General features: G+C 72.8%; 17 protein-coding genes and 1 pseudogene. 7 read left to right on the forward strand and 11 right to left on the reverse strand.

The window, feature by feature from the left end:
- Positions 1-24: 24 nt before the first annotated feature.
- Positions 25-1,389: an amino acid permease gene (locus tag N8J89_RS29065; protein WP_349497507.1), complete on the reverse strand. Its 1,365-nt coding sequence runs from the start codon at positions 1,387-1,389 to the stop codon at positions 25-27.
- Between the two features lie 219 nt (positions 1,390-1,608).
- On the reverse strand, positions 1,609-2,802 hold the full coding sequence (locus N8J89_RS29070; protein ID WP_283660182.1) for a trans-sulfuration enzyme family protein: 1,194 nt from the start codon (positions 2,800-2,802) through the stop codon (positions 1,609-1,611).
- Positions 2,803-2,877: 75 nt separating this feature from the next.
- Between N8J89_RS29070 and N8J89_RS29075 the strand changes: the two genes are divergently transcribed.
- The 3 genes from N8J89_RS29075 (at position 2,878) to N8J89_RS29085 (ending at position 4,700) form a co-directional block, all read left to right on the forward strand.
- Entirely contained in the window at positions 2,878-3,351 is a 474-nt protein-coding gene (locus N8J89_RS29075) for an Lrp/AsnC family transcriptional regulator (RefSeq protein ID WP_502868343.1), read from the forward strand.
- A 70-nt stretch (positions 3,352-3,421) separates the two neighbouring features.
- Positions 3,422-3,886, forward strand: coding sequence for a DUF4190 domain-containing protein (locus N8J89_RS29080; protein WP_283660184.1), 465 nt, complete (start codon positions 3,422-3,424; stop codon positions 3,884-3,886).
- A gap of 49 nt (positions 3,887-3,935) precedes the next feature.
- Entirely contained in the window at positions 3,936-4,700 is a 765-nt protein-coding gene (locus N8J89_RS29085) for a DUF4190 domain-containing protein (protein WP_283660185.1), read from the forward strand.
- A gap of 383 nt (positions 4,701-5,083) precedes the next feature.
- Here the strand turns inward: N8J89_RS29085 and N8J89_RS29090 are convergent, their stop codons facing one another.
- Both N8J89_RS29090 and N8J89_RS29095 read right to left on the reverse strand, forming a co-directional pair.
- Complete coding sequence (locus N8J89_RS29090; protein ID WP_283660186.1) at positions 5,084-5,392, reverse strand: AzlD domain-containing protein; 309 nt, start codon at positions 5,390-5,392, stop codon at positions 5,084-5,086.
- Positions 5,389-6,033: an AzlC family ABC transporter permease gene (locus N8J89_RS29095; RefSeq protein ID WP_349497410.1), complete on the reverse strand. Its 645-nt coding sequence runs from the start codon at positions 6,031-6,033 to the stop codon at positions 5,389-5,391. The genes N8J89_RS29090 and N8J89_RS29095 overlap by 4 nt, the downstream gene beginning before the upstream one ends.
- Positions 6,034-6,147: 114 nt before the next feature.
- On the opposite strand from N8J89_RS29095, the gene N8J89_RS29100 reads away from it, so the two are divergent.
- Positions 6,148-6,714, forward strand: coding sequence for a helix-turn-helix domain-containing protein (locus N8J89_RS29100; protein WP_283660188.1), 567 nt, complete (start codon positions 6,148-6,150; stop codon positions 6,712-6,714).
- A gap of 42 nt (positions 6,715-6,756) precedes the next feature.
- Here N8J89_RS29100 and pdxS read toward each other — a convergent pair whose 3' ends face one another.
- Together pdxS and N8J89_RS29110 are read right to left on the reverse strand one after the other, a co-directional pair.
- Positions 6,757-7,656, reverse strand: coding sequence for a pyridoxal 5'-phosphate synthase lyase subunit PdxS (pdxS, locus tag N8J89_RS29105; RefSeq protein WP_283660189.1), 900 nt, complete (start codon positions 7,654-7,656; stop codon positions 6,757-6,759).
- 133 nt (positions 7,657-7,789) lie between these two features.
- Positions 7,790-8,320, reverse strand: a complete 531-nt coding sequence (locus N8J89_RS29110) for a pyridoxamine 5'-phosphate oxidase family protein (protein WP_283660190.1) — start codon at positions 8,318-8,320, stop codon at positions 7,790-7,792.
- Between the two features lie 130 nt (positions 8,321-8,450).
- Between N8J89_RS29110 and N8J89_RS29115 the strand changes: the two genes are divergently transcribed.
- The 3 genes from N8J89_RS29115 to N8J89_RS29125 are packed head-to-tail and all read left to right on the forward strand — an operon-like array spanning position 8,451 to position 11,786.
- The gene (locus tag N8J89_RS29115; RefSeq protein WP_283660191.1) at positions 8,451-10,535 is read left to right on the forward strand and encodes an elongation factor G-like protein EF-G2; all 2,085 of its coding nucleotides are present in this window, start codon (positions 8,451-8,453) and stop codon (positions 10,533-10,535) included.
- Between the two features lie 57 nt (positions 10,536-10,592).
- A complete protein-coding gene (locus tag N8J89_RS29120) occupies positions 10,593-11,102 on the forward strand; it encodes a hypothetical protein (protein ID WP_283660192.1) in 510 nt (169 codons plus the stop codon).
- A gap of 60 nt (positions 11,103-11,162) precedes the next feature.
- Positions 11,163-11,786, forward strand: a complete 624-nt coding sequence (locus N8J89_RS29125; protein ID WP_283660193.1) for a hypothetical protein — start codon at positions 11,163-11,165, stop codon at positions 11,784-11,786.
- On the opposite strand, the gene N8J89_RS29130 is transcribed toward N8J89_RS29125, so the two are convergent.
- The 5 genes and pseudogenes from N8J89_RS29130 to N8J89_RS29150 form a co-directional block, all read right to left on the reverse strand.
- Complete coding sequence (locus N8J89_RS29130) at positions 11,734-12,837, reverse strand: glycosyltransferase family 4 protein (RefSeq protein ID WP_283660194.1); 1,104 nt, start codon at positions 12,835-12,837, stop codon at positions 11,734-11,736. The two genes, N8J89_RS29125 and N8J89_RS29130, sit on opposite strands and share 53 nt — an antisense overlap.
- Positions 12,834-13,684: pseudogene (locus N8J89_RS42020) on the reverse strand (phosphatidylinositol mannoside acyltransferase). Before N8J89_RS42020 ends, N8J89_RS29130 begins: the two are co-directional and overlap by 4 nt.
- Entirely contained in the window at positions 13,681-14,289 is a 609-nt protein-coding gene (pgsA, locus tag N8J89_RS29140; protein WP_283660195.1) for a phosphatidylinositol phosphate synthase, read from the reverse strand. The pseudogene N8J89_RS42020 and the gene pgsA overlap by 4 nt, the downstream one beginning before the upstream one ends.
- 93 nt (positions 14,290-14,382) lie before the next feature.
- Positions 14,383-14,934, reverse strand: a complete 552-nt coding sequence (locus N8J89_RS29145; RefSeq protein WP_283660196.1) for an HIT family protein — start codon at positions 14,932-14,934, stop codon at positions 14,383-14,385.
- Positions 14,935-14,943: 9 nt separating this feature from the next.
- On the reverse strand, positions 14,944-17,439 hold the full coding sequence (locus N8J89_RS29150; RefSeq protein WP_283660197.1) for a PEP/pyruvate-binding domain-containing protein: 2,496 nt from the start codon (positions 17,437-17,439) through the stop codon (positions 14,944-14,946).
- Positions 17,440-17,448 lie beyond the last annotated feature (9 nt).

The raw sequence follows: 17,448 nt of genomic DNA on the forward strand, positions 1-17,448 counted from the left end.
ACCGTCGTTGCTGGGTCTACCAGCTTATTCGCCCGCGATCGGCTCCCGAACCGGGGTGCTCTGCTTGGCCGGACCGGCCAGCGCGCGGTTGCGCCTGCTGACCAGCTTCCAGCCCACGAACAGCACCACCGCGATGACCGGCATCGAGTAGAACGCGATCCGTTCCGGGCCCTCGGTGAAGGCCATCAGCACCAGCACCATGGCCAGGAAGGCGATGCTCAGCCAGCCGGTGTAGGGCGCGCCGGGCATCCGGAACGTGCTGCGCGGCAGCTCGCCCTTGTCGGCCTTGCGGCGCAGCTTGATCTGGCAGTACAGCAGGGTGATCCAGGTGGTGATCACGCCCAGGCTGGCCACCGCGATGGCGATGTCGAAGGCCTCCTTGGGCACCAGGTAGTTCAGCACCACGCCGAAGAGGTAGACCACGCCGGTGAACAGGATGCCGCCGTAGGGCACGTGCCGGGCGGACATCTTGCCGGTGAAGGCCGGGGCCTCGCCCTTCTGCGCCAGCGAGCGCAGGATGCGGCCGGTGGAGTAGAGGCCGGAGTTGCAGGAGGACAGCGCGGCGGTGAGCACGACCGCGTTCATCACATCGCCCGCGGCCGGGATGCCCAGGCGGGAGAAGACGGTGACGAACGGGCTCTCCGCGCCGGAGTACAGCGTCCAGGGCAGCACCATGGCCAGCAGCAGCACCGAGCCGACGTAGAAGATGCCGATCCGCCAGACCACGCCGTTGATGGCCTTGGGCAGGACCTTCTTCGGGTCCTTGGTCTCACCGGCGGCGATGCCGACCATCTCGATCGCGGAGTAGGCGAAGATCACCGCTTGCAGGCTCATCAGCACCACGCCGACGCCGTTGGGCAGGAAGCCCTGGTTCGCGGTCAGGTTGGACACGCTGGCGGTCACCCCGCCGACATCGGCGGAGGTCAGCACCAGCGCGAGGCCGGTGAACAGGAAGACGATGATCGCCAGCACCTTGATGACGGAGAACCAGAACTCCAGCTCGCCGAACAGCTTCACCGACAGCAGGTTCACCGCCAGCAGCACCACCAGCGCGACCAGCGCGGTGATCCACTGCGGCACGTCCGGCAGCCAGCGGTGCACGTAGATCGCCGCGGCGGTGATCTCGGCGATGCCGGTCATGGCCCAGTTGACCCAGTACATCCAGCCGCTGGTGAACCCGGCCCACGGGCCGACGAACTCGCGGGCGTACTCCACGAAGCTGCCCGCGGCGGGCCGGTGCATGACCAGCTCCCCCAGCGCGCGCATCACGAAGAACGCGGCGATGCCGCAGGCGGCGTAGGCCAGCACCAGGCCGGGCCCGGAGGAGGCCAGCCTGCCGCCGGCGCCCAGGAACAGGCCGACGCCGATGGCGCCGCCGATGGCGATCATCTGGACCTGGCGGTTGGACAGCGACTTGACGTACCCGTCCTCGTCTGGCTGACCAAGCTTGGTGTCGAGCTCCGGCGCGGAAGCCACGCGGCGCCCCTCTCTGTCCTCGATTACATAGATATCCGGCGCCCACGTGGTGGAATCACGTAACGGGGGCCCCGGTGCCCTCTGAACCGGGGACGATATCTCTACTCACCGTGCACATTGGAAGGGGGATCGCTACGACGTAATGGGGATCACGTTCATTCTTATGGGAACCTCAAGTGACTCCACGAGATCGCCCCAGAGATCCTCCACGTCTTCCAGGCCGATCGAGAGCCGGAGCAGGCGGGGGCTGATGCCGCAGGCCAGGCGGTCCTCGTCGGCCACAAGGCGGTGGGTGAGCGCGGCCGGTCGCTCGATCAGGGAATCGACCGAACCGAGGCTCACCGCATGGGTGAAGAGGCGGAGCCGGGAGAGCAGGACATCCGATTCTTCGAATGTCTCGATTGCCAGAATCGCGCCGGGTCCGCGCAGCTGCCGTCCGAGCACCCCGTGCGGATCGGAACCGGCCAGTCCCGGATAGTGGACCTTGGCCACCGCGGGATGCTCGGTCAACCGCGCGGCCAGCTCCGCGGCGGTGCGCTGGGCGGCCTCCACCCGCAGCGGCAGGGTGGCCAGGCCGCGGTGCAGCAGGTAGGCCGACATGGGGTGCAGCAGCGCGCCGGTGGCCACCCGCAGGCTGCGGATCGCGGCGGCCTGTTCGGCGGGGGCGGCCACGATGCCGCCCATGGCGTCGCCGTGGCCGCCGAGGTACTTGGTGGCCGAGTGCAGCACGTAGGTGGCGCCGTGCGCGGCCGGGTTCTGCAGCACCGGGGTGGCGAAGGTGTTGTCCACCAGCACCGGCACCCCGTCGGCGGCGGCGACCAGCGCGTCGAGGTCGACCAGGTCCAGGGTGGGGTTGGCCGGGGTCTCGGCGATCACCAGTCCGGTGTCCGGCCGCAGCGCCGCGGCGACTCCGGCGGCGTCGGTGTAGGTGACCTCGACGCCGAGGATGCCGCTGCTCAGGAGGTGGTCGGAGCCGCCGTAGAGGGGGCGCAGCGCGACCACGTGGCGGCGGCCGGTGACCAGGCAGGCGGCCTGCACGGTGGCCACCAGCGCGGCCATGCCGCTGCCGAAGGCGACCGCGTCGGGCAGGCCCTCCAGCTCGGCCAGCGCCCGCTCGAAGCGGGAGACCGTGGGGTTGACCAGGCGGCCGTAGACCGGGGAGGCCGCGGCCGGTGCGCCGGCGGCCAGTTCGAGGAGGGCCTGCTCGCCCAGCTCGGCGTCGGGCAGCGGGTAGGTGGTGGACAGGTCGATCGGCAGCGCGTGCACGCCGAGGGAGGACAGCTCCTGGCGGCCGGCGTGCACGGCGCGGGTGCGGATACCGCTCATGGCCGGAATCGTGGCGCGGGCGTCGGTGTTCCTGGGTAGATTGCGAATTCTGTTCGGCGAAGTGGGGTGAGGTCCGTGCTGGATGCGGTGGACGCGGCCATCGTGCGGGAGTTGCAGAACGACGCTCGGCTGCCGAACAAGGACCTGGCCGCCAGGGTCAACCTGGCGCCCTCGACCTGCCTGGTCCGGCACCGGGCGCTGCGCGAGCGCGGGGTGCTCACCGGGTACCGGGCCGAGGTGGACCTGGCCGCGCTGGGCAGGCCGGTGCAGGCGATGATCGCGGTGCGGGTGCGCCCGCACACCAGGGCGATCGTGCAGCCGTTCATCGACTTCGCGCTGGGCCTGCCGGAGACGGTGTCGCTGGCGCACGTGGCAGGCCCGGACGACTTCCTGGTGCACGTGGCGGTGGCCGACACCACGCACCTCCAACGGCTGGTGCTGGACTCCTTCACCACCCGCAAGGAGGTCGCGCAGCTGCAGACGCACCTGGTCTTCGAGCACGTGCGCAAGGGCGCGGTGCCGCCGGCCGGGGGCGTGCTGGACGGCTGAGCGGGACTGATCCGGTGAGTTCCCGGAGTTTTGCAGGTGCGGGCGGGGCGCGCAGGATACCGTCCACGCCGTGTCCGCACCACAAGATCCGGCCACGCCGGACCCCGCGCAGTACTACCCGGCCGCCCCGCAGGCCTACGACTCGGGCAAGTTCCAGGCCCAGCCCGGCTATCCGGCCCAGCCTGCCTACCCGGCCGAGTACGGCTACCAGGGACAGCAGGGCTACCAGCAACAGCAGAGCTACCAGGGTTATCAGGGCTACCCCGGCTACCAGCAGCCGTACCCGGCGCAGCGCAAGACCAACGGGCTGTCCATCGCCGCGCTGGTCTGCGGGATCATCCCGTTCTTCGTGCTGCCGCTGCTCGGGATCATCTTCGGCGCGATCGCGCTGAACCAGATCAAGCGCACCGGCGACGAGGGCCGCGGCATGGCGCTGGCCGGGCTGATCGTCGGCTGCGTGTGGGTGGGGCTGTTCCTGCTGGTGTTCCTGATCCCGCTGCTGTTCCTCGGTTCGGTGCCGTTCTTCGTGCGGTGAGCCGGATCCGGTTTGCCTCAACGGCCGGAACTGGTGGACAGTTCCGGCCGTGACAGATCAGCCGCAGCCGGAGCAGCAGGGCCAGCCGGGTCAGCAGCCCTCTCCGGCGCAGTTCTACCCGTCGGCGCCGCCGCCTCCGCCAGAGGCGCCGCCCGGCTACCCGGGTTACCCGAACCCCGGTTATCCGCAGCCGCCCAAGCCCGCGAACACCAACGGCTTCGCCATCGCCACGCTGGTGCTGGGCATCCTGCCGATCATCCTGACCAACATCCTGGCGGTGATCTTCGGGATCATCTCGCTGCGCCAGATCAAGCAGCGCGGGGACAACGGCAAGGGGATGGCCATCGCCGGACTGGTGCTGGGCAGCGCGTGGCTGCTGCTGCTGACCTTCGCGGTGGTGGTCGCGATCAACACCAGGGCGGTGCGGGACGAGGCCGGGCAGGTCTCCGAGCCGGGGCGGCTGACCGTGCTGAACCTGAAGGTGGGCGACTGCTTCGACGGGATCAAGGAGAGCAAGTCGATCTCCTCGGTCACCGCCCAGCCCTGCGGTTCCCCGCACGAGGCCGAGGTGATGGACCGCTGGGACATGGCGGGCGGTTCGACCTACCCGGGCGAGGCGACCATCACCGACGACATCGCGGCCGAGTGCGATGAGCGGATGACCAAGATGCTGCCGGAGGCCGAGCTGGCCAAGGTGGAGATCTTCTACTTCTACCCGACCGCCTCCTCCTGGCGTACCGGCGACCGGACCGCGGTGTGCGTGGTGGCGGGGGCCAACAAGACCAAGCTGACGCAGAAGATGCCGCGCCGCTGAGGCCGTGGGCACTGGAGCGGGGCCGCCCCTGGCCGGTGCGGCCCCGTTCGAGGTTGGTGTCTCAGGGGTTGCAGTTGGTGACCGGGCCGACAGGTGCGGGGCTGAAGGTGCAGGTGGCTTTGCCGGGTCCGCCGTTGACAACGGCCGCCACCCCGCCGGAGGTCCGGTCATTGCTGGCGGCTTGGAGCGCTTGCCGTTGTTGTAGCCGCCGGTCAGGGTGATCTTGTCCAGGCCACCGCCACCCTCGACGCGGCCGGGCAGAGGATCCTCGCCCGGACCGACGTTGAAATCGATGCCGTTGGCGGCTCCCCTGGCGAATGCGTCACATCCCCGGTCTAGGCGTGGCTACCCCGGGAATAGTTGTCGAAAGACATCGACATGTTCTACGGCACTCCGGCCAGGCGCAGTCCGGCGGCGGTGCCTGCGGCGAGCAGCACGACCACCACGAAGGGCAGTTTCCGCCACGCGGCCAGTGCTCCGACCAGCACACCGGCCGGCCGGGCCCAGCCGCTGAAGACCTGCCCGTCCAGCACGGCCTGGGTGAGCACCAGCGCGGACAGCAGCGCGATCGCGGCCATGGCCAGTCCGCGTTGCAGGCGCTCGGAGACCTCCAGGCGGTCCCGCAGGAACGGGCCGGCGGCGCGCAGGGCGTAGGTGCCGGCGGCCAGCAGCAGCACGGTGGTCAGGGTCATGCGGTCCTCCGCTTCCACTTCGGCACGGGCAGGGCGGCGGCCAGGCCGAGCAGGCCCAGCAGCACGGGCAGGCCGGGGGGCAGCAGCGGCGCGGTGGCCACCGCGATCAGGCCGCCCAGCAGCGCCACCCGGCGCGGGATCTTGTCCGAGAGCTGCGGCAGGATCAGCGCGAGCATGCCCGCCGGGAACACCGCGTCCAGGCCGAAGTCCTTCGGATCACCGACCGCGCTGCCGATCAGCGCGCCGAGCAGGGTGCCGGTGTTCCAGGTGAGGAAGGCGGCCAGGCTGGAGGCCCAGTACACCGCGCGGGCGCGTTCGGGGTCGCGCTGGGCCAGTGCGAAGGCCACCGACTGGTCGATCATCAGGTAGCTGCCGAGCAGCCGGGCAGGCCAGCGCTGCCCGAACACCCCGCCCACGGCCAGGCCGAAGGGCAGCAGGCGGGCGTTGACCAGCAGCCCGGCCAGCACCGTGGCCACCGGGCCCGCGCCCGCGGCGGCCACGCCGACCGCGGTGAACTGGGCGCCGCCGGCGAAGACCAGCACGGACATGGCCACCGTCAGCCACACGGACAGTCCGGAGGTCACCGCGACCGCCCCGAAGGACATCCCCATCACGCCGCCGGTCAGGGCGGCGGCACTCACATCGCGGATCAACGCGGAATCGAGTGTTCGCCATATCGAACGCATCGACGCCTATACTGAACACACTAAGGTGCGTTCGTCAACGCGAATATCACGACCGCTGGAGCGAACACGATGGCCGACCCCCGCGCCGGCGGCGCCCCCCTGGCCACCATCGCCGCCAACCTGCGCCGGGAACGCGACCGCACCGGGCTCACCCTCACTGAGCTGGCCAAACGGGCTGGGATCGCCAAGTCCACGCTGTCCCAGCTGGAGTCGGCCAGCGGCAACCCGAGCGTGGAGACGCTGTGGGCGCTGGGCGTGGCCCTGGGAGTGCCGTTCTCCCGCCTGGTCGAGCCGCAGCGGGTGCCGGTGCGGGTCATCCGGGCCGGTGAGGGGCCGGGGGTGGCCTCGGAGCAGGCGGCGTTCGTGGGCACGCTGCTCTCGGCCTGCCCGCCGGGGGCGCGGCGGGACATCTACGTGATCACCATGGAGCCGGGGCAGGCGCGGCTGGCCGACCCGCACATCCCCGGGTCGATCGAGCACGCGGTGGTCAGCACCGGGCGGCTGCGCTGCGGGCCCGCGGAGGCCGCGGTGGAGCTGGACCCCGGGGACTACGCGGCCTTCCCCGGCGACGCCCCGCACGTCTACGAGGCCCTGGCCCCGGGCACGGCGTTCGTGCTGGTCATGGAACACGTCTGACCGCCCGCCCCGGCCAGCGGGACGGGCGGCCGGCGTGCGGGACTACCAGCCGCGGGTGGCCAGGCGCTGGTTGTCCGGGAGGTCGGAGATGTTGATGCCGACCATGGCCTCGCCCAGGCCGCGGGAGACCTTGGCGATCACGTCGGGGTCGTCGTGGAAGGTGGTGGCCTTGACGATGGCCTCGGCGCGCTTGGCCGGGTCGCCGGACTTGAAGATGCCGGAGCCGACGAAGACGCCCTCGGCGCCCAGCTGCATCATCATCGCCGCGTCCGCCGGGGTGGCGATGCCGCCAGCGGTGAACAGCACCACCGGCAGCTTGCCCAGCTGGGCGATCTCCTTGACCAGCTCATACGGCGCGCGCAGCTCCTTGGCCGCGACGAAGAGCTCGGGCTCGTCGAGCAGGGTCAGCCGCTTGATGTCGGCGCGGATCTGGCGCATGTGCCGGGTCGCCTCGACCACGTTGCCGGTGCCGGCCTCGCCCTTGGAGCGGATCATGGCCGCGCCCTCGCTGATCCGGCGCAGCGCCTCGCCCAGGTTGGTCGCGCCGCAGACGAAGGGCACGGTGAAGTCCCACTTGTCGATGTGGTGGGCCTCGTCGGCCGGGGTCAGCACCTCGGACTCGTCGATGTAGTCCACGCCGATGGCCTGCAGCACCTGGGCCTCGGCGAAGTGGCCGATCCGGGCCTTGGCCATCACCGGGATGGACACCGCGGCGATGATGCCGTCGATCATGTCGGGGTCGCTCATCCGGGCCACGCCGCCCTGCACCCGGATGTCGGCGGGGACCCGCTCCAGGGCCATCACCGCGACGGCGCCGGCGTCCTCGGCGATCTTGGCCTGCTCCGGGGTGACCACGTCCATGATCACGCCGCCCTTGAGCATCTCGGCCATACCGCGCTTGACCCGCGCGGTGCCGACGGCCTGGATGTCACTGGAGGTCACTGGTGTCCTGCCCAACTGTGCGCTGAAGTGGGAAAACCCACTCCGGTGGATGACTTGGACCCTCATGCTACGACCGGACGCGGCCCCCTGAAGTGGCCAATTCCGCGCGATCTGAGCAGGCCAGTTACCCGCGTCACGCTCGCTGGCCGACGGGTGGGCCGAAGCGCCACCTGGTCATGCTCTCCCCGTTCTGCGCCCAGCCGAAGACCACCCTGGGCCGCACCAGGTAGGCGGGTCCGCCCTGGCCGCCCTCCCCGGCCAGGCGGCCGTCGGCCAGGTGCAGCGCCCAGCGGTACTTGCGGTGCAGCTCCTCGGCCAGCCGGGACAGGTCGGCCTGGGCGCTGAGCAGGGTGGCCTCCCCTTCGGCGATGACCACCTCGTCGCCGCTTTCCAGGTGCACGGTGATCTCCCGGCTGACCGCCAGGTTGCGCACCGCGGCCGAGCCGGTGACGAAGCAGAACCCCGCGGGCAGCCACACGCCCCACACCGGGCGGGTGTGCGGGCGACGGGCGGCGCTGCTGGTGGCGATCCAGTAGTTGCGGGCGTCTTCCAGGCGGTAGCGGGCCCAGTCCCAGTCCAGCAGGTGCGCGCCGGTGGCGGGCACGCCGCCGCGGCTGGGCCGTGCGGTGCGCGGGCGGGGCAGCGTGGTCAGCAGCTCACTCATCACCGCCAATTAGTACTCCCGGATGGTGCGACGGCCCGGGGGTGGACGCCACCAGGCCATCGGGTGTGAGATCGGACACATCCAACGCGCGGCCGGAGCAGGCCGGCCGCGTCCGGGAGGTGGAAGTCCCATGGGCAGCAAGCACGCCGACAACGGCCACGCCGGCGGCCAGGTCGCTGTAGCCGACCCCACCAAGGTGCGCAACGTCGTGCTGGTCGGGCCTTCCGGCTCCGGGAAGACCACGCTCACCGAGGCGTTGCTGGCCGCGGCGGGGGTGATCAACCGCACCGGCTCGGTCACCGACGGGACCACGGTGTGCGACCACGATCCGGCCGCGGTGCGCCAGCAGCGCTCGGTCGGGCTGTCGGTGGCCCCGTTCATGCACGGCGAGGTCAAGGTCAACCTGATCGACACCCCCGGGTACGCCGACTTCGTGGGCGAGCTGCGCGCCGGACTGCGCGCCGCCGACGCCGCGCTGTTCGTGGTGTGCGCCGCGGAGGGGGTGGACCCGGCCACGGTCACGCTGTGGCAGGAGTGCGCCGCGGTGGGCATGCCGCGCGCGGTGGTCATCGCCCGCTGCGACCACCAGCGCGCCGACATCGCCGCCGAGACCGCGGCCTGCCGGGAGGCCTTCGGCGACGGGGTGCTGCCGCTGTACCTGCCCGTGCGCGAGGGCGGGACGCTGACCGGGCTGGCCGGGCTGATCACCGGCTCGCCGCCGGAGTCGATGGCCGAGGAGTTCGCGCTGGCCAGGGACACCCTGATCGAGGGGATCATCGCCGAGAGCGAGGACGAGACCCTGATGGAGCGCTACCTGGAGGGCGAGGAGCTCGACCAGGGGGTGCTGATCGCGGACCTGGAGACCGCGGTGGCCCGGGGGTCCTTCCACCCGGTGATCCCGGTGTGCTCGACCACCGGGCTCGGCGTGCCCGAGCTGCTGGAGATGCTCACCCGCGCCTTCCCCTCCCCCGCCGAGCACGAGCCGCCCGAGGTCACCGGCACCGACGGCATCCCCCGCCCCCGCCTGGCCGCCGACCCGGACGGGCCCCTGGTCGCGGAGGTGGTGCGCACCGCGGTGGACTCCTACGTGGGCCGGGTGTCGCTGGTGCGGGTCTTCTCCGGCACGCTGCGCCCGGAACGGCCGGTGCACATCTCCGGGCACGGCATGGCCGAGCGGGGCCACGAGGACCACGACACCGACGAACGGGTCGCGCACGTCTACTCCCCGCTGGGCGCGACATTGCGCGAGGTGCCCTACTGCGTGGCCGGCGACGTGTGCGCGCTGACCAAGCTCACCTCCGCCGAGACCGGGGACACCGTGTCCGCGCCGGAGGACCCGCTGCTGGTGCGGCCGTGGGACATGCCCGAGCCGCTGCTGCCGATCGCGGTGCTGGCCCGCACCCGCAGCGATGAGGACGTGCTCGCGCGCAACCTGGCCAAGCTGGCCGCCAGCGACCCGACGCTGCGGCTGGAGCGCAACGCCGAGACCCACCAGCTGGTGCTGTGGTGCATGGGCGAGGCGCACGCCGACGTGGTGCTGCAACGGCTGCGCGCCGGTGGCGCGGACGTCGACACCGAGGACGTGCGGGTGCCGCTGCGGGAGACCTTCGCCAAGGCGGGCAAGGGCCACGGGCGGCACGTGAAGCAGTCCGGCGGGCACGGCCAGTACGCGGTGTGCGACCTGGTGGTGGAACCGCTGCCGCGCGGCGCGGGCCTGGAGTTCGTGGACAAGGTGGTCGGCGGCGCGGTGCCGCACCAGTTCATCCCGAGCGTGGAGAAGGGTGTGCGCGCCCAGATGACCAAGGGCCTGCAGGCCGGTTATCCGGTGGTGGACATCAGGGTCAGCCTCGTCGACGGCAAGGCGCACAGCGTGGACTCCAGCGACGCCGCCTTCCAGACCGCGGCCTCCCTGGCCATGAAGGAGGCCGCCGCCGCGGCCGGGATCGCCATGCTGGAACCGGTGGACGAGGTCGCGGTGCTGCTGCCCGATGACCACCTGGGCACCGTGCTGGGCGACCTGTCCGGCCGCCGCGGCCGGGTGCTGGGCACCGAGGCCGCGGGCGCGGGCCGGACCATGATCCGCGCGGAGGTGCCGTGCACGGAGCTGTTGCGCTACGCCATCGACCTGCGTTCGCTGACCTCGGGCACCGCGACCTTCACCCGTCGCTTCGCCCGCTACGACCCGTTGCCGGAGGCGATCGCGGCCAAGCTCTGAACGACGCCTGAACAACGCTTCGTGCTCCGGTGCGGCCGCGGTGGGTAGCGTCGGCTCATGGGGGCCGCGGAGTACGCGGGTGAGACGGTGCGCTGGCGCGGCAGGCCGGGGCGGATCCGGGCGCGCCTGCTGGCCGATCTGGCCTCGGTGCTGTCCGTGGCGGTCCTGGTCGCGGTGACGCTGACGACGAAGGACGCGCCGGCCTTCGCCTGGGTTTTCGGCGGTGCGCCGGTGGTGGCCGGGTTCGTGCTGTCCGCGCACCGGGCCTACTGGCTGCGCCGCACCGAGTACGTGGTCACCGACAGCAGGGTGGCCGAGCTGCGGCACCGCGAGAGCGGCCCGAAGGCGGTGCGGGACTCGCCGCTGGTCCCGGCCGCCCAGCCGAGGTTGCGGCGCAGGCACGCCGACGGGCGGGGCACGATCGTCTTCAGCACCCAGTTTCCCGGCGGCTGCCCGGAGGAGCCGCCTGAGCTGGACGTGCCGTTGCGGCCGGTCACCATGCTGCACGCCGTCGAAGGACCGGCGGAGGTGCTGGCGTTGCTCTCGCGTGCCTGCGACCGGCGCTGACGGCGGAACTCCGCACCAGTGTCACTGTCGTGGCGCTGTCGCGGTGGATAACGTCGAGCCATGGGGGACAACAGTTCGGGAGCGTCGTTCGAGATCGAGGTCGGGTTCGGGCGGCGGGACAAGCAGTGGGTCCGGCCGTTGTCGGCCGAGGAGACGGTGCTGTGGCGGGGGCGGCCGCGCAAGCACCTGGTGCTGAACGTGGTCGACCTGCCGCTGCTGGCGTTCGGGGCGCTGTTCATCGCGCTGATGTGGTCGCTGACCTTGCTGCCCTCGCCTTCGGTGCCGGTCGCCACGATCGTGGGGTTCGCGGTGCTGGGCACGGTGTCGGCGACCTGTATCAGCCTGCTCATGCCGGTGTACCGGGTGCTGTGGTTGCGCGGCACCGAGTACGTGGTCACCGGGACCAGGGTGCTGCTGGTCACCACCCTGTTCCGCAGGACCACCCGGCGCGAGATCCGGTTCGGGCCGGACACCCGGCCGCGGCTGGCGCACCGGGACGCCGAGGGCCTGGGCACGATCGTGTTCACCCCGCCGGGGTGGCGCGGGCTGATGGCCCAGTTCCTGCCCGACCAGCAACTGTTGCCGGTGGCGCTGCACTCGGTGCCGGCGGCGGAGCGGGTGTGCGCGCTGCTCACCGAGGCCTGGGAACGGGCGGTCCAGCCGGGACCAGGCGTGGCGCGGTGAGCGCGGCCCGGTAGACCTCTTCCAGCCGCCCGGCGACCTCGGTCCAGTCGTAGCGGCTGACCCGGCGGAGTCCGGCCGCGGTCAGCTCCGCCCGACGGGACGGGTCGGCCAGCAGTGCGGCGAGTTTTCCTGCCAGGGCAACGGGATCGCCGGCCGGGAAGGTCTCCCCCGCGCCGCCGAGCACCCGGCGGAAGGCGGCCAGGTCGCTGGCCACGACGGGTGCGCCGGCGGCCATGGCTTCGGTGAGGACCATGCCGAAGCTCTCGCCGCCGAGGTTGGGCGCGCAGTAGAGGTCCAGGCCGCGCAGCAGCCGGGCCTTGGTCTGCTCGTCGACCTGGCCGAGCAGGGTGAGGCGGGCGGACAGCTCCGGTCCGGCGGCGCGGTGGACTGCGGCCGGGTTGCCCGCGCCGGCGATGACCAGGTTCAGGCCGGGGTGGGTGGGCAGCAGGGCGCGGGCGGCGGCGAGCAGGACCGGGAGGCCTTTGCGGGGTTCGTCGAAGCGGCCGAGGAACCCGATCGCGGGCGCGGGCAGCGGGAGCGGGGTGGCGTGGGCGAACAGGGCGGTGTTGACGCCGTTGGGGATCTCGGTCATGCCGGGGGTGGCGCGGGCGGCCTCGGACACCGCGATCCGGGTGGTGATCTTGCGCAGGAGTGGGCGCAGCAGCGGCTCGAGGGGGGTGCGGGTGATCGGGGAGCTGGTGTGGAAGGTGGCCACCACCGGGCGGTCGGTGACGGCCAGTGCGAGCAGGGACAGGCTGGGGGCGGCGGGTTCGTGCAGGTGCAGCAGGTCCGGGTCGTGGCGGCGCAGCCAGTGCCGGACGCGGCGCACAGCGCTGGGGCCGAAGGCCAGGCGGGCCACCGAGCCGTTGTAGGGGATGCCGAGCGCGCCACCGGCGGGGGTGACGTAGGCGGGCAGGTCGGTGCGGCGGGACGGGGCGAGCACCTGGGCCTGGTGGCCGCGGTGGCGGAGCTCGCGGGCCAGGTCCAGGACGTGGGTCTGCACGCCGCCGGGCACGTCGAAGGAGTACGGGCAGACCAGGCCGATCCTCACCTGGGGGCCGTCCACACCGGGTGCGGCATGTGCCAGTCGGCGGGGTGCGCGGCCAGGTCGGCGGCGAAGGCCTCGGCCAGGCGCTGGGTGGTCCCGGCGACGTCGGTGACCGGCAGGGCGGGGTGGAAGCGCAGGCCCCAGCCCTCCTCGGTGAACCAGGTGGCGGCCGGGACGAGGGCGGCCCCGGTGATCGCGGCCAGGTGCGCCGGACCCGAGGGCAACCGGGCCTGCTCGCCGAAGAGGGTGCCGGGACGCTCGCGCCGGTGAGCACCCGGTCGGCGAGCAGGCAGACGATCCCGTTGGCGCGCAACCGTTCCAGCAGCGTCCGGCCGGGCGGGGCGCTGCCGGAGAGCGGCAGGATCTCAAAGCCCAGGGACTCGCGGTAGGCCAGGAAACGGCGGTACAGCGACTCCGGGCGCAGGCGTTCGGCGACCGTGGTGAACCGGCCGGCGTGCGCGCACAGCCAGATCCCGGCCACGTCCCAGTTCCCGCTGTGCGTCAGCGCGAGCAGCACGCCGCGGCCCCGCGCGCGGGCGGCGTCCAGGTGCTCGACCCCGGTGACGTGGACCCGGCGGCGCAGCGCGGCCGGATCCTGGGCGGGCAGCCGGAAGGTCTCGGCCCAGTAGCGGGCGTAGGAGCGCAGGGCCGCGCGCACGGTGTCGTCCAGGCGGTCCGGGGTGACCAGGCGGGCCAGGTTGCGGCGCAGCCCTTTGCCGGTGGCGCGGTGTTCGGCGCGCAGCGCGATCGCGGTGAACAGGCGCAGCGCCAGGGGTTCGGGCAGGGCGCGGGTGAGCAGCCAGCCCGCCGCGTAGCCGGTGTCGATCACCCGGTCGCGGACAGCGGTCACCGGGCCGCCTTGGCGCTGCGGTACACCGCGTGCAGCCGCTGGCCGACGGTGAGCACGGACAGCGCGGCGAGCAGCCACAGCGCGATGTCCAGGGCATAGGGCACATCCAGGCCGGTCAGCCCGGTGCCGACCAGGGCCAGGATGAGCCGCTCGGCGCGCTCCACCAGACCACCGTCGGCGGACAGGCCGGTGGCTTCGGCGCGGGCCTTGACGTAGGAGATGACCTGCGCGGTGACCAGGCACAGCAGCGCCGCCGCACCGAGCGCGCGGTCCTGGGCCTCGACGAAGGCCCACCAGGCGATGGCGGCGAACAGCGCGCCGTCGGCGATCCGGTCGCAGCTGGCGTCCAGCACCGCGCCGAAACGGGTGCCGTTGCCCTGGGCGCGGGCCATCGCGCCGTCGATGAGGTCGAACAGGGTGAACAGGGTGACCACCACGGTGCCCAGCAGCAGTTCGCCGCGGGGCAGGAACCACAGTGCGGACAGCACCGTGCCGGTGGTGCCCAGCACGGTGATCGCGTTGGGGGTCAGCCCGCGGCGCAGCAGCCAGGACCCGACCGGATCGGTGACGCGCGAGACCGACGCGCGGGCGAAGATGTTCAGCATCGGCTGTTCGGCATCGACTTTCCGGTGACCGGCGTGGGCAAAGGACCTGGTGACGCCAGCCTAACCCGCGCCTGGCCCGGCCACCGGGGTGGCTCAGCCGACCTCGTGCCAGGCCCCGGCGAGCAGTTCGCGGGTCTCGCCGAGCAGCTGCGGCAGGACCTTGGTGTGCGCGACCACCGGCATGAAGTTGGCGTCCCCGCCCCAGCGCGGCACCACGTGCTGGTGCAGGTGCGCGGCGATGCCGGCCCCGGCCACGGTGCCCTGGTTCATGCCGATGTTGAACCCGTGCGGGGCGGCGGCGTGCCGGATGGCCCGCATGGCGCGCTGGGTGAACTCGGCGAACTCGACCGTCTCGGCCGGGTCCAGGTCGGTGTAGTCCGGGATGTGCCGGTAGGGCAGCACCATCAGGTGGCCGGGGTTGTACGGGTACAGGTTGAGCACCGCGAACACCAGCTCACCGCGGGCGATGACCAGGCCGTTGGGGTCGTCGAGGGCGGTGACCTGGCAGAAGGGGCAGCCGGTCGACTCGGCGTCGGCCGGTTTGCCCTCGCCGCGGATGTAGGCCATCCGGTGCGGGGTCCACAACCGCTGCAACGGGTCGGGAATCCCGATGCCCTCCTGCGCGTCCAGCTCCGGCTCACCCATGAATCGATCCTAGGACGTGGGGGGCAGCAGAGTGACCGTGCCCTGGCCGCCGTCCACGCGTACCCGGTCGCCGGTGCGCAGCCGGGTGGTGGCCTCGCCGCAACCGACCACGGCGGGAATGCCGAGCTCGCGGGCCACGATCGCGGCGTGCGAGAGCGGCGCGCCGACGTCGGTGACCACGGCGGCGGCGCGCGGGAACAGCGGGGTCCAGCCGACGTTGGTCACCGTGGTCACCAGGATCTCGCCGGGCCGCAACTGCTCGCCGTCCTCGACGCTGCGCAGGATGCGGACCGCGCCCTCCACCACACCGGCGACGCCGCCGAAGCCGCGGAGCAGGCCCTCGGCCGCGGGACCCGCGGTGGTGTCGCGGGCGTCGTAGCGGTCGATACGCCGGTTGGGGTCGGCGGCCCAGGTCTCGGGGTCGAAGTGGCCGCGGATGATCGTGGGGTAGGGCGGCAGGGCGCGGTAGCGCTGGTAGGCGGCGCGGCGGGCCGGGACCGGGCCAAGGGGCCCGGGGTCGCCGCGCAGCACCCGCACGGTGTCGGCCAGGGGCAGGAAGAACAGGTCCTCGCCGTGCCCGGTCAGCTCGCCGGCGCGCAGGATGAAGGCGCGGAAGACCCAGAAGGCGCGGACGAACTCCGAGCGGGCCAGCTCGCGGCGGCGGGCGGCCCTGGCGGCCTTGTCCAGCGTCGGGGTCAGCTTGGCGGCCTGGCGGGGGTGGCGGGTGCGCAGCCGGTGCCAGGCGGCCTGCCGGGTCTGGGCCTGGCGGGCCAGCAGGGTGGAGGGGTCCTGCTCGCCGGTGCCGAGGGTGGCCAGCTGGCGGTCGATCCAGGCCGGGTCCTCGGCGGGCCGGGGGCTGGAGACCTCGAACTCGTCGGGGCCGCGGTGGCCCCAGGTGTCGGCGAAGGTGTCCCGGTCGATCCGCCCGGCGCGCAGCTCGGCCAGGCCGAGCACCGGGCCCAGGCTGGCCAGCTCGCCGCCCGCGCCGTGCGCGCCGCTGAGCAGCGCGGTCACCTCGGCCGGTTCGGCCAGGCGTTCCAGCCGGGCGCGCACCCGGGACTGGTCCACGCCGACGGTGCGGGCGGCACCGGAGAGCAGCCGGGCGTCGGCGAGCAGTCCGGCGAGCTCGCGGTCCCACAGCGCGGCGAGGTCGGCCGCGCTGTCCGTGGCGGCGATCCGGGCGCGCAGGTCGCGGCAGCGCTGCCGACCGGTGGCCAGCAGCTCGGGCAGGCGTTTCCGGAGCTCGCGTCCGGCGCGCAGCTCGGCGCGACCGGTGCGCAGGGCCAGCCGGATCAGCGTCAGCCGGGACTCCGGCAGGCGGGGCGGGTCCTCGTCGATGCGGCCCAGGAGGTGTTCGTTGGCGCGGCGGGCGAAGCGGCCCACGCCCAGCGCGTCGGCCATGCCCAGGCTGAGGCTCAGGTTGAGGTAGAAGCGGCCGCCGATGTTGCCGGACATCGGGTGCCCGCCGATGGCGGTCAGGGACACCGCCTGGGCCAGGGACCAGGTGGCCGGGGTCATCACGCTGGGCACCGCCTCGCCCAGGTTGGCGCTGGTCCACAGGTAGTCCCCGCGCAGCGAGTCGTTCCACGTCTCCGGCAAGACGGTGGTGATGGGGCGGGCTTGCAGGATGGCGAAGCGGCCGTCGTGCCAGGCCCACTCGATGTCGGTGGGACGGCGGTACAGCTCGTGGATCCGCCTGCCCAGCGCGGCCAGCTCCCTGGCCTGCTCGTCGGTGAGCACGGGCAGCCAGCGCAGGTCGGTGGGCACCGGCTCGTCCCTGGTGCCGCCGGGGACCCGCACCGTGCGCACGGTCTTGTCCGCCACCTGCCGCTGCACCCGGTCGCCGCGCAGCACGTAGCTGTCCGGGGTGACCTGGCCGCCGACCACCGACTCGCCGAGCCCCCAGGCCGCGTTGATCAGGATCTCGTCCCCGGCTCCGGTGAGCGGGTTGGCGGTGAACAGCACCCCGGCCGCCTCGGCCGGCACCAGCTCCTGGACCACCACCGCGAGGGCGTGCTCGCCGGTGACGCCGTGCCTGGCCCGGTAGCCGATGGCGCGGGCGGTCCACAGCGAGGCCCAGCAGCGGCGCACCGCGTCCAGAAGGGCTTCCTCGCCGGTGACGTTGAGGAAGGAGTCCTGCTGCCCGGCGAAGGACAGGCCGGGCAGGTCCTCCGCGGTGGCCGAGGAGCGCACCGCCACCGCGGGGCTGCCCAGCTCGGCGTAGGCGGTCAGGATCGCCGAGGCGGTCGAGGCCGGGAACGCGACCCGCTCGAAGGCCGCGGCGATGGCCGCCGAGGCATCCTCCGGCTCGCCGCGCAGGGCGGCCCGGATCGTCTGATCCAGGCCGCCCGCGACGAAGCCGCGGTAGGCCGCGGTGCTGACGTGGAAGCCCGGCGGCACCGGCACACCCGCTCTGACCAGCGTGGCCAGTGACTCGCCCTTGCCGCCGACCGTGTGCAGGTCAGCCTGCTCCGCCCCCAGCGGCAGCACCACCCCAACGCTCATAGCCATATG

Source organism: Crossiella sp. CA-258035, assembly GCF_030064675.1.
In the GTDB taxonomy this organism is placed as follows: Bacteria; Actinomycetota; Actinomycetes; order Mycobacteriales; family Pseudonocardiaceae; genus Crossiella.

Coding starts and splice junctions, on each gene's coding strand:
- N8J89_RS29065 (WP_349497507.1), bottom strand. CDS start 1,389: ATGATCGCCATCGGCGGCGCCATCGGCGTCGGCCTGTTCCTGGGCGCC.
- N8J89_RS29070 (WP_283660182.1), bottom strand. CDS start 2,802: ATGAGCGGTATCCGCACCCGCGCCGTGCACGCCGGCCGCCAGGAGCTG.
- N8J89_RS29090 (WP_283660186.1), bottom strand. CDS start 5,392: ATGACCCTGACCACCGTGCTGCTGCTGGCCGCCGGCACCTACGCCCTG.
- N8J89_RS29100 (WP_283660188.1), top strand. CDS start 6,148: ATGGCCGACCCCCGCGCCGGCGGCGCCCCCCTGGCCACCATCGCCGCC.
- N8J89_RS29110 (WP_283660190.1), bottom strand. CDS start 8,320: ATGAGTGAGCTGCTGACCACGCTGCCCCGCCCGCGCACCGCACGGCCC.
- N8J89_RS29115 (WP_283660191.1), top strand. CDS start 8,451: ATGGGCAGCAAGCACGCCGACAACGGCCACGCCGGCGGCCAGGTCGCT.
- N8J89_RS29120 (WP_283660192.1), top strand. CDS start 10,593: ATGGGGGCCGCGGAGTACGCGGGTGAGACGGTGCGCTGGCGCGGCAGG.
- N8J89_RS29125 (WP_283660193.1), top strand. CDS start 11,163: ATGGGGGACAACAGTTCGGGAGCGTCGTTCGAGATCGAGGTCGGGTTC.
- pgsA (WP_283660195.1), bottom strand. CDS start 14,289: ATGCTGAACATCTTCGCCCGCGCGTCGGTCTCGCGCGTCACCGATCCG.
- N8J89_RS29145 (WP_283660196.1), bottom strand. CDS start 14,934: ATGGGTGAGCCGGAGCTGGACGCGCAGGAGGGCATCGGGATTCCCGAC.
- N8J89_RS29150 (WP_283660197.1), bottom strand. CDS start 17,439: ATGAGCGTTGGGGTGGTGCTGCCGCTGGGGGCGGAGCAGGCTGACCTG.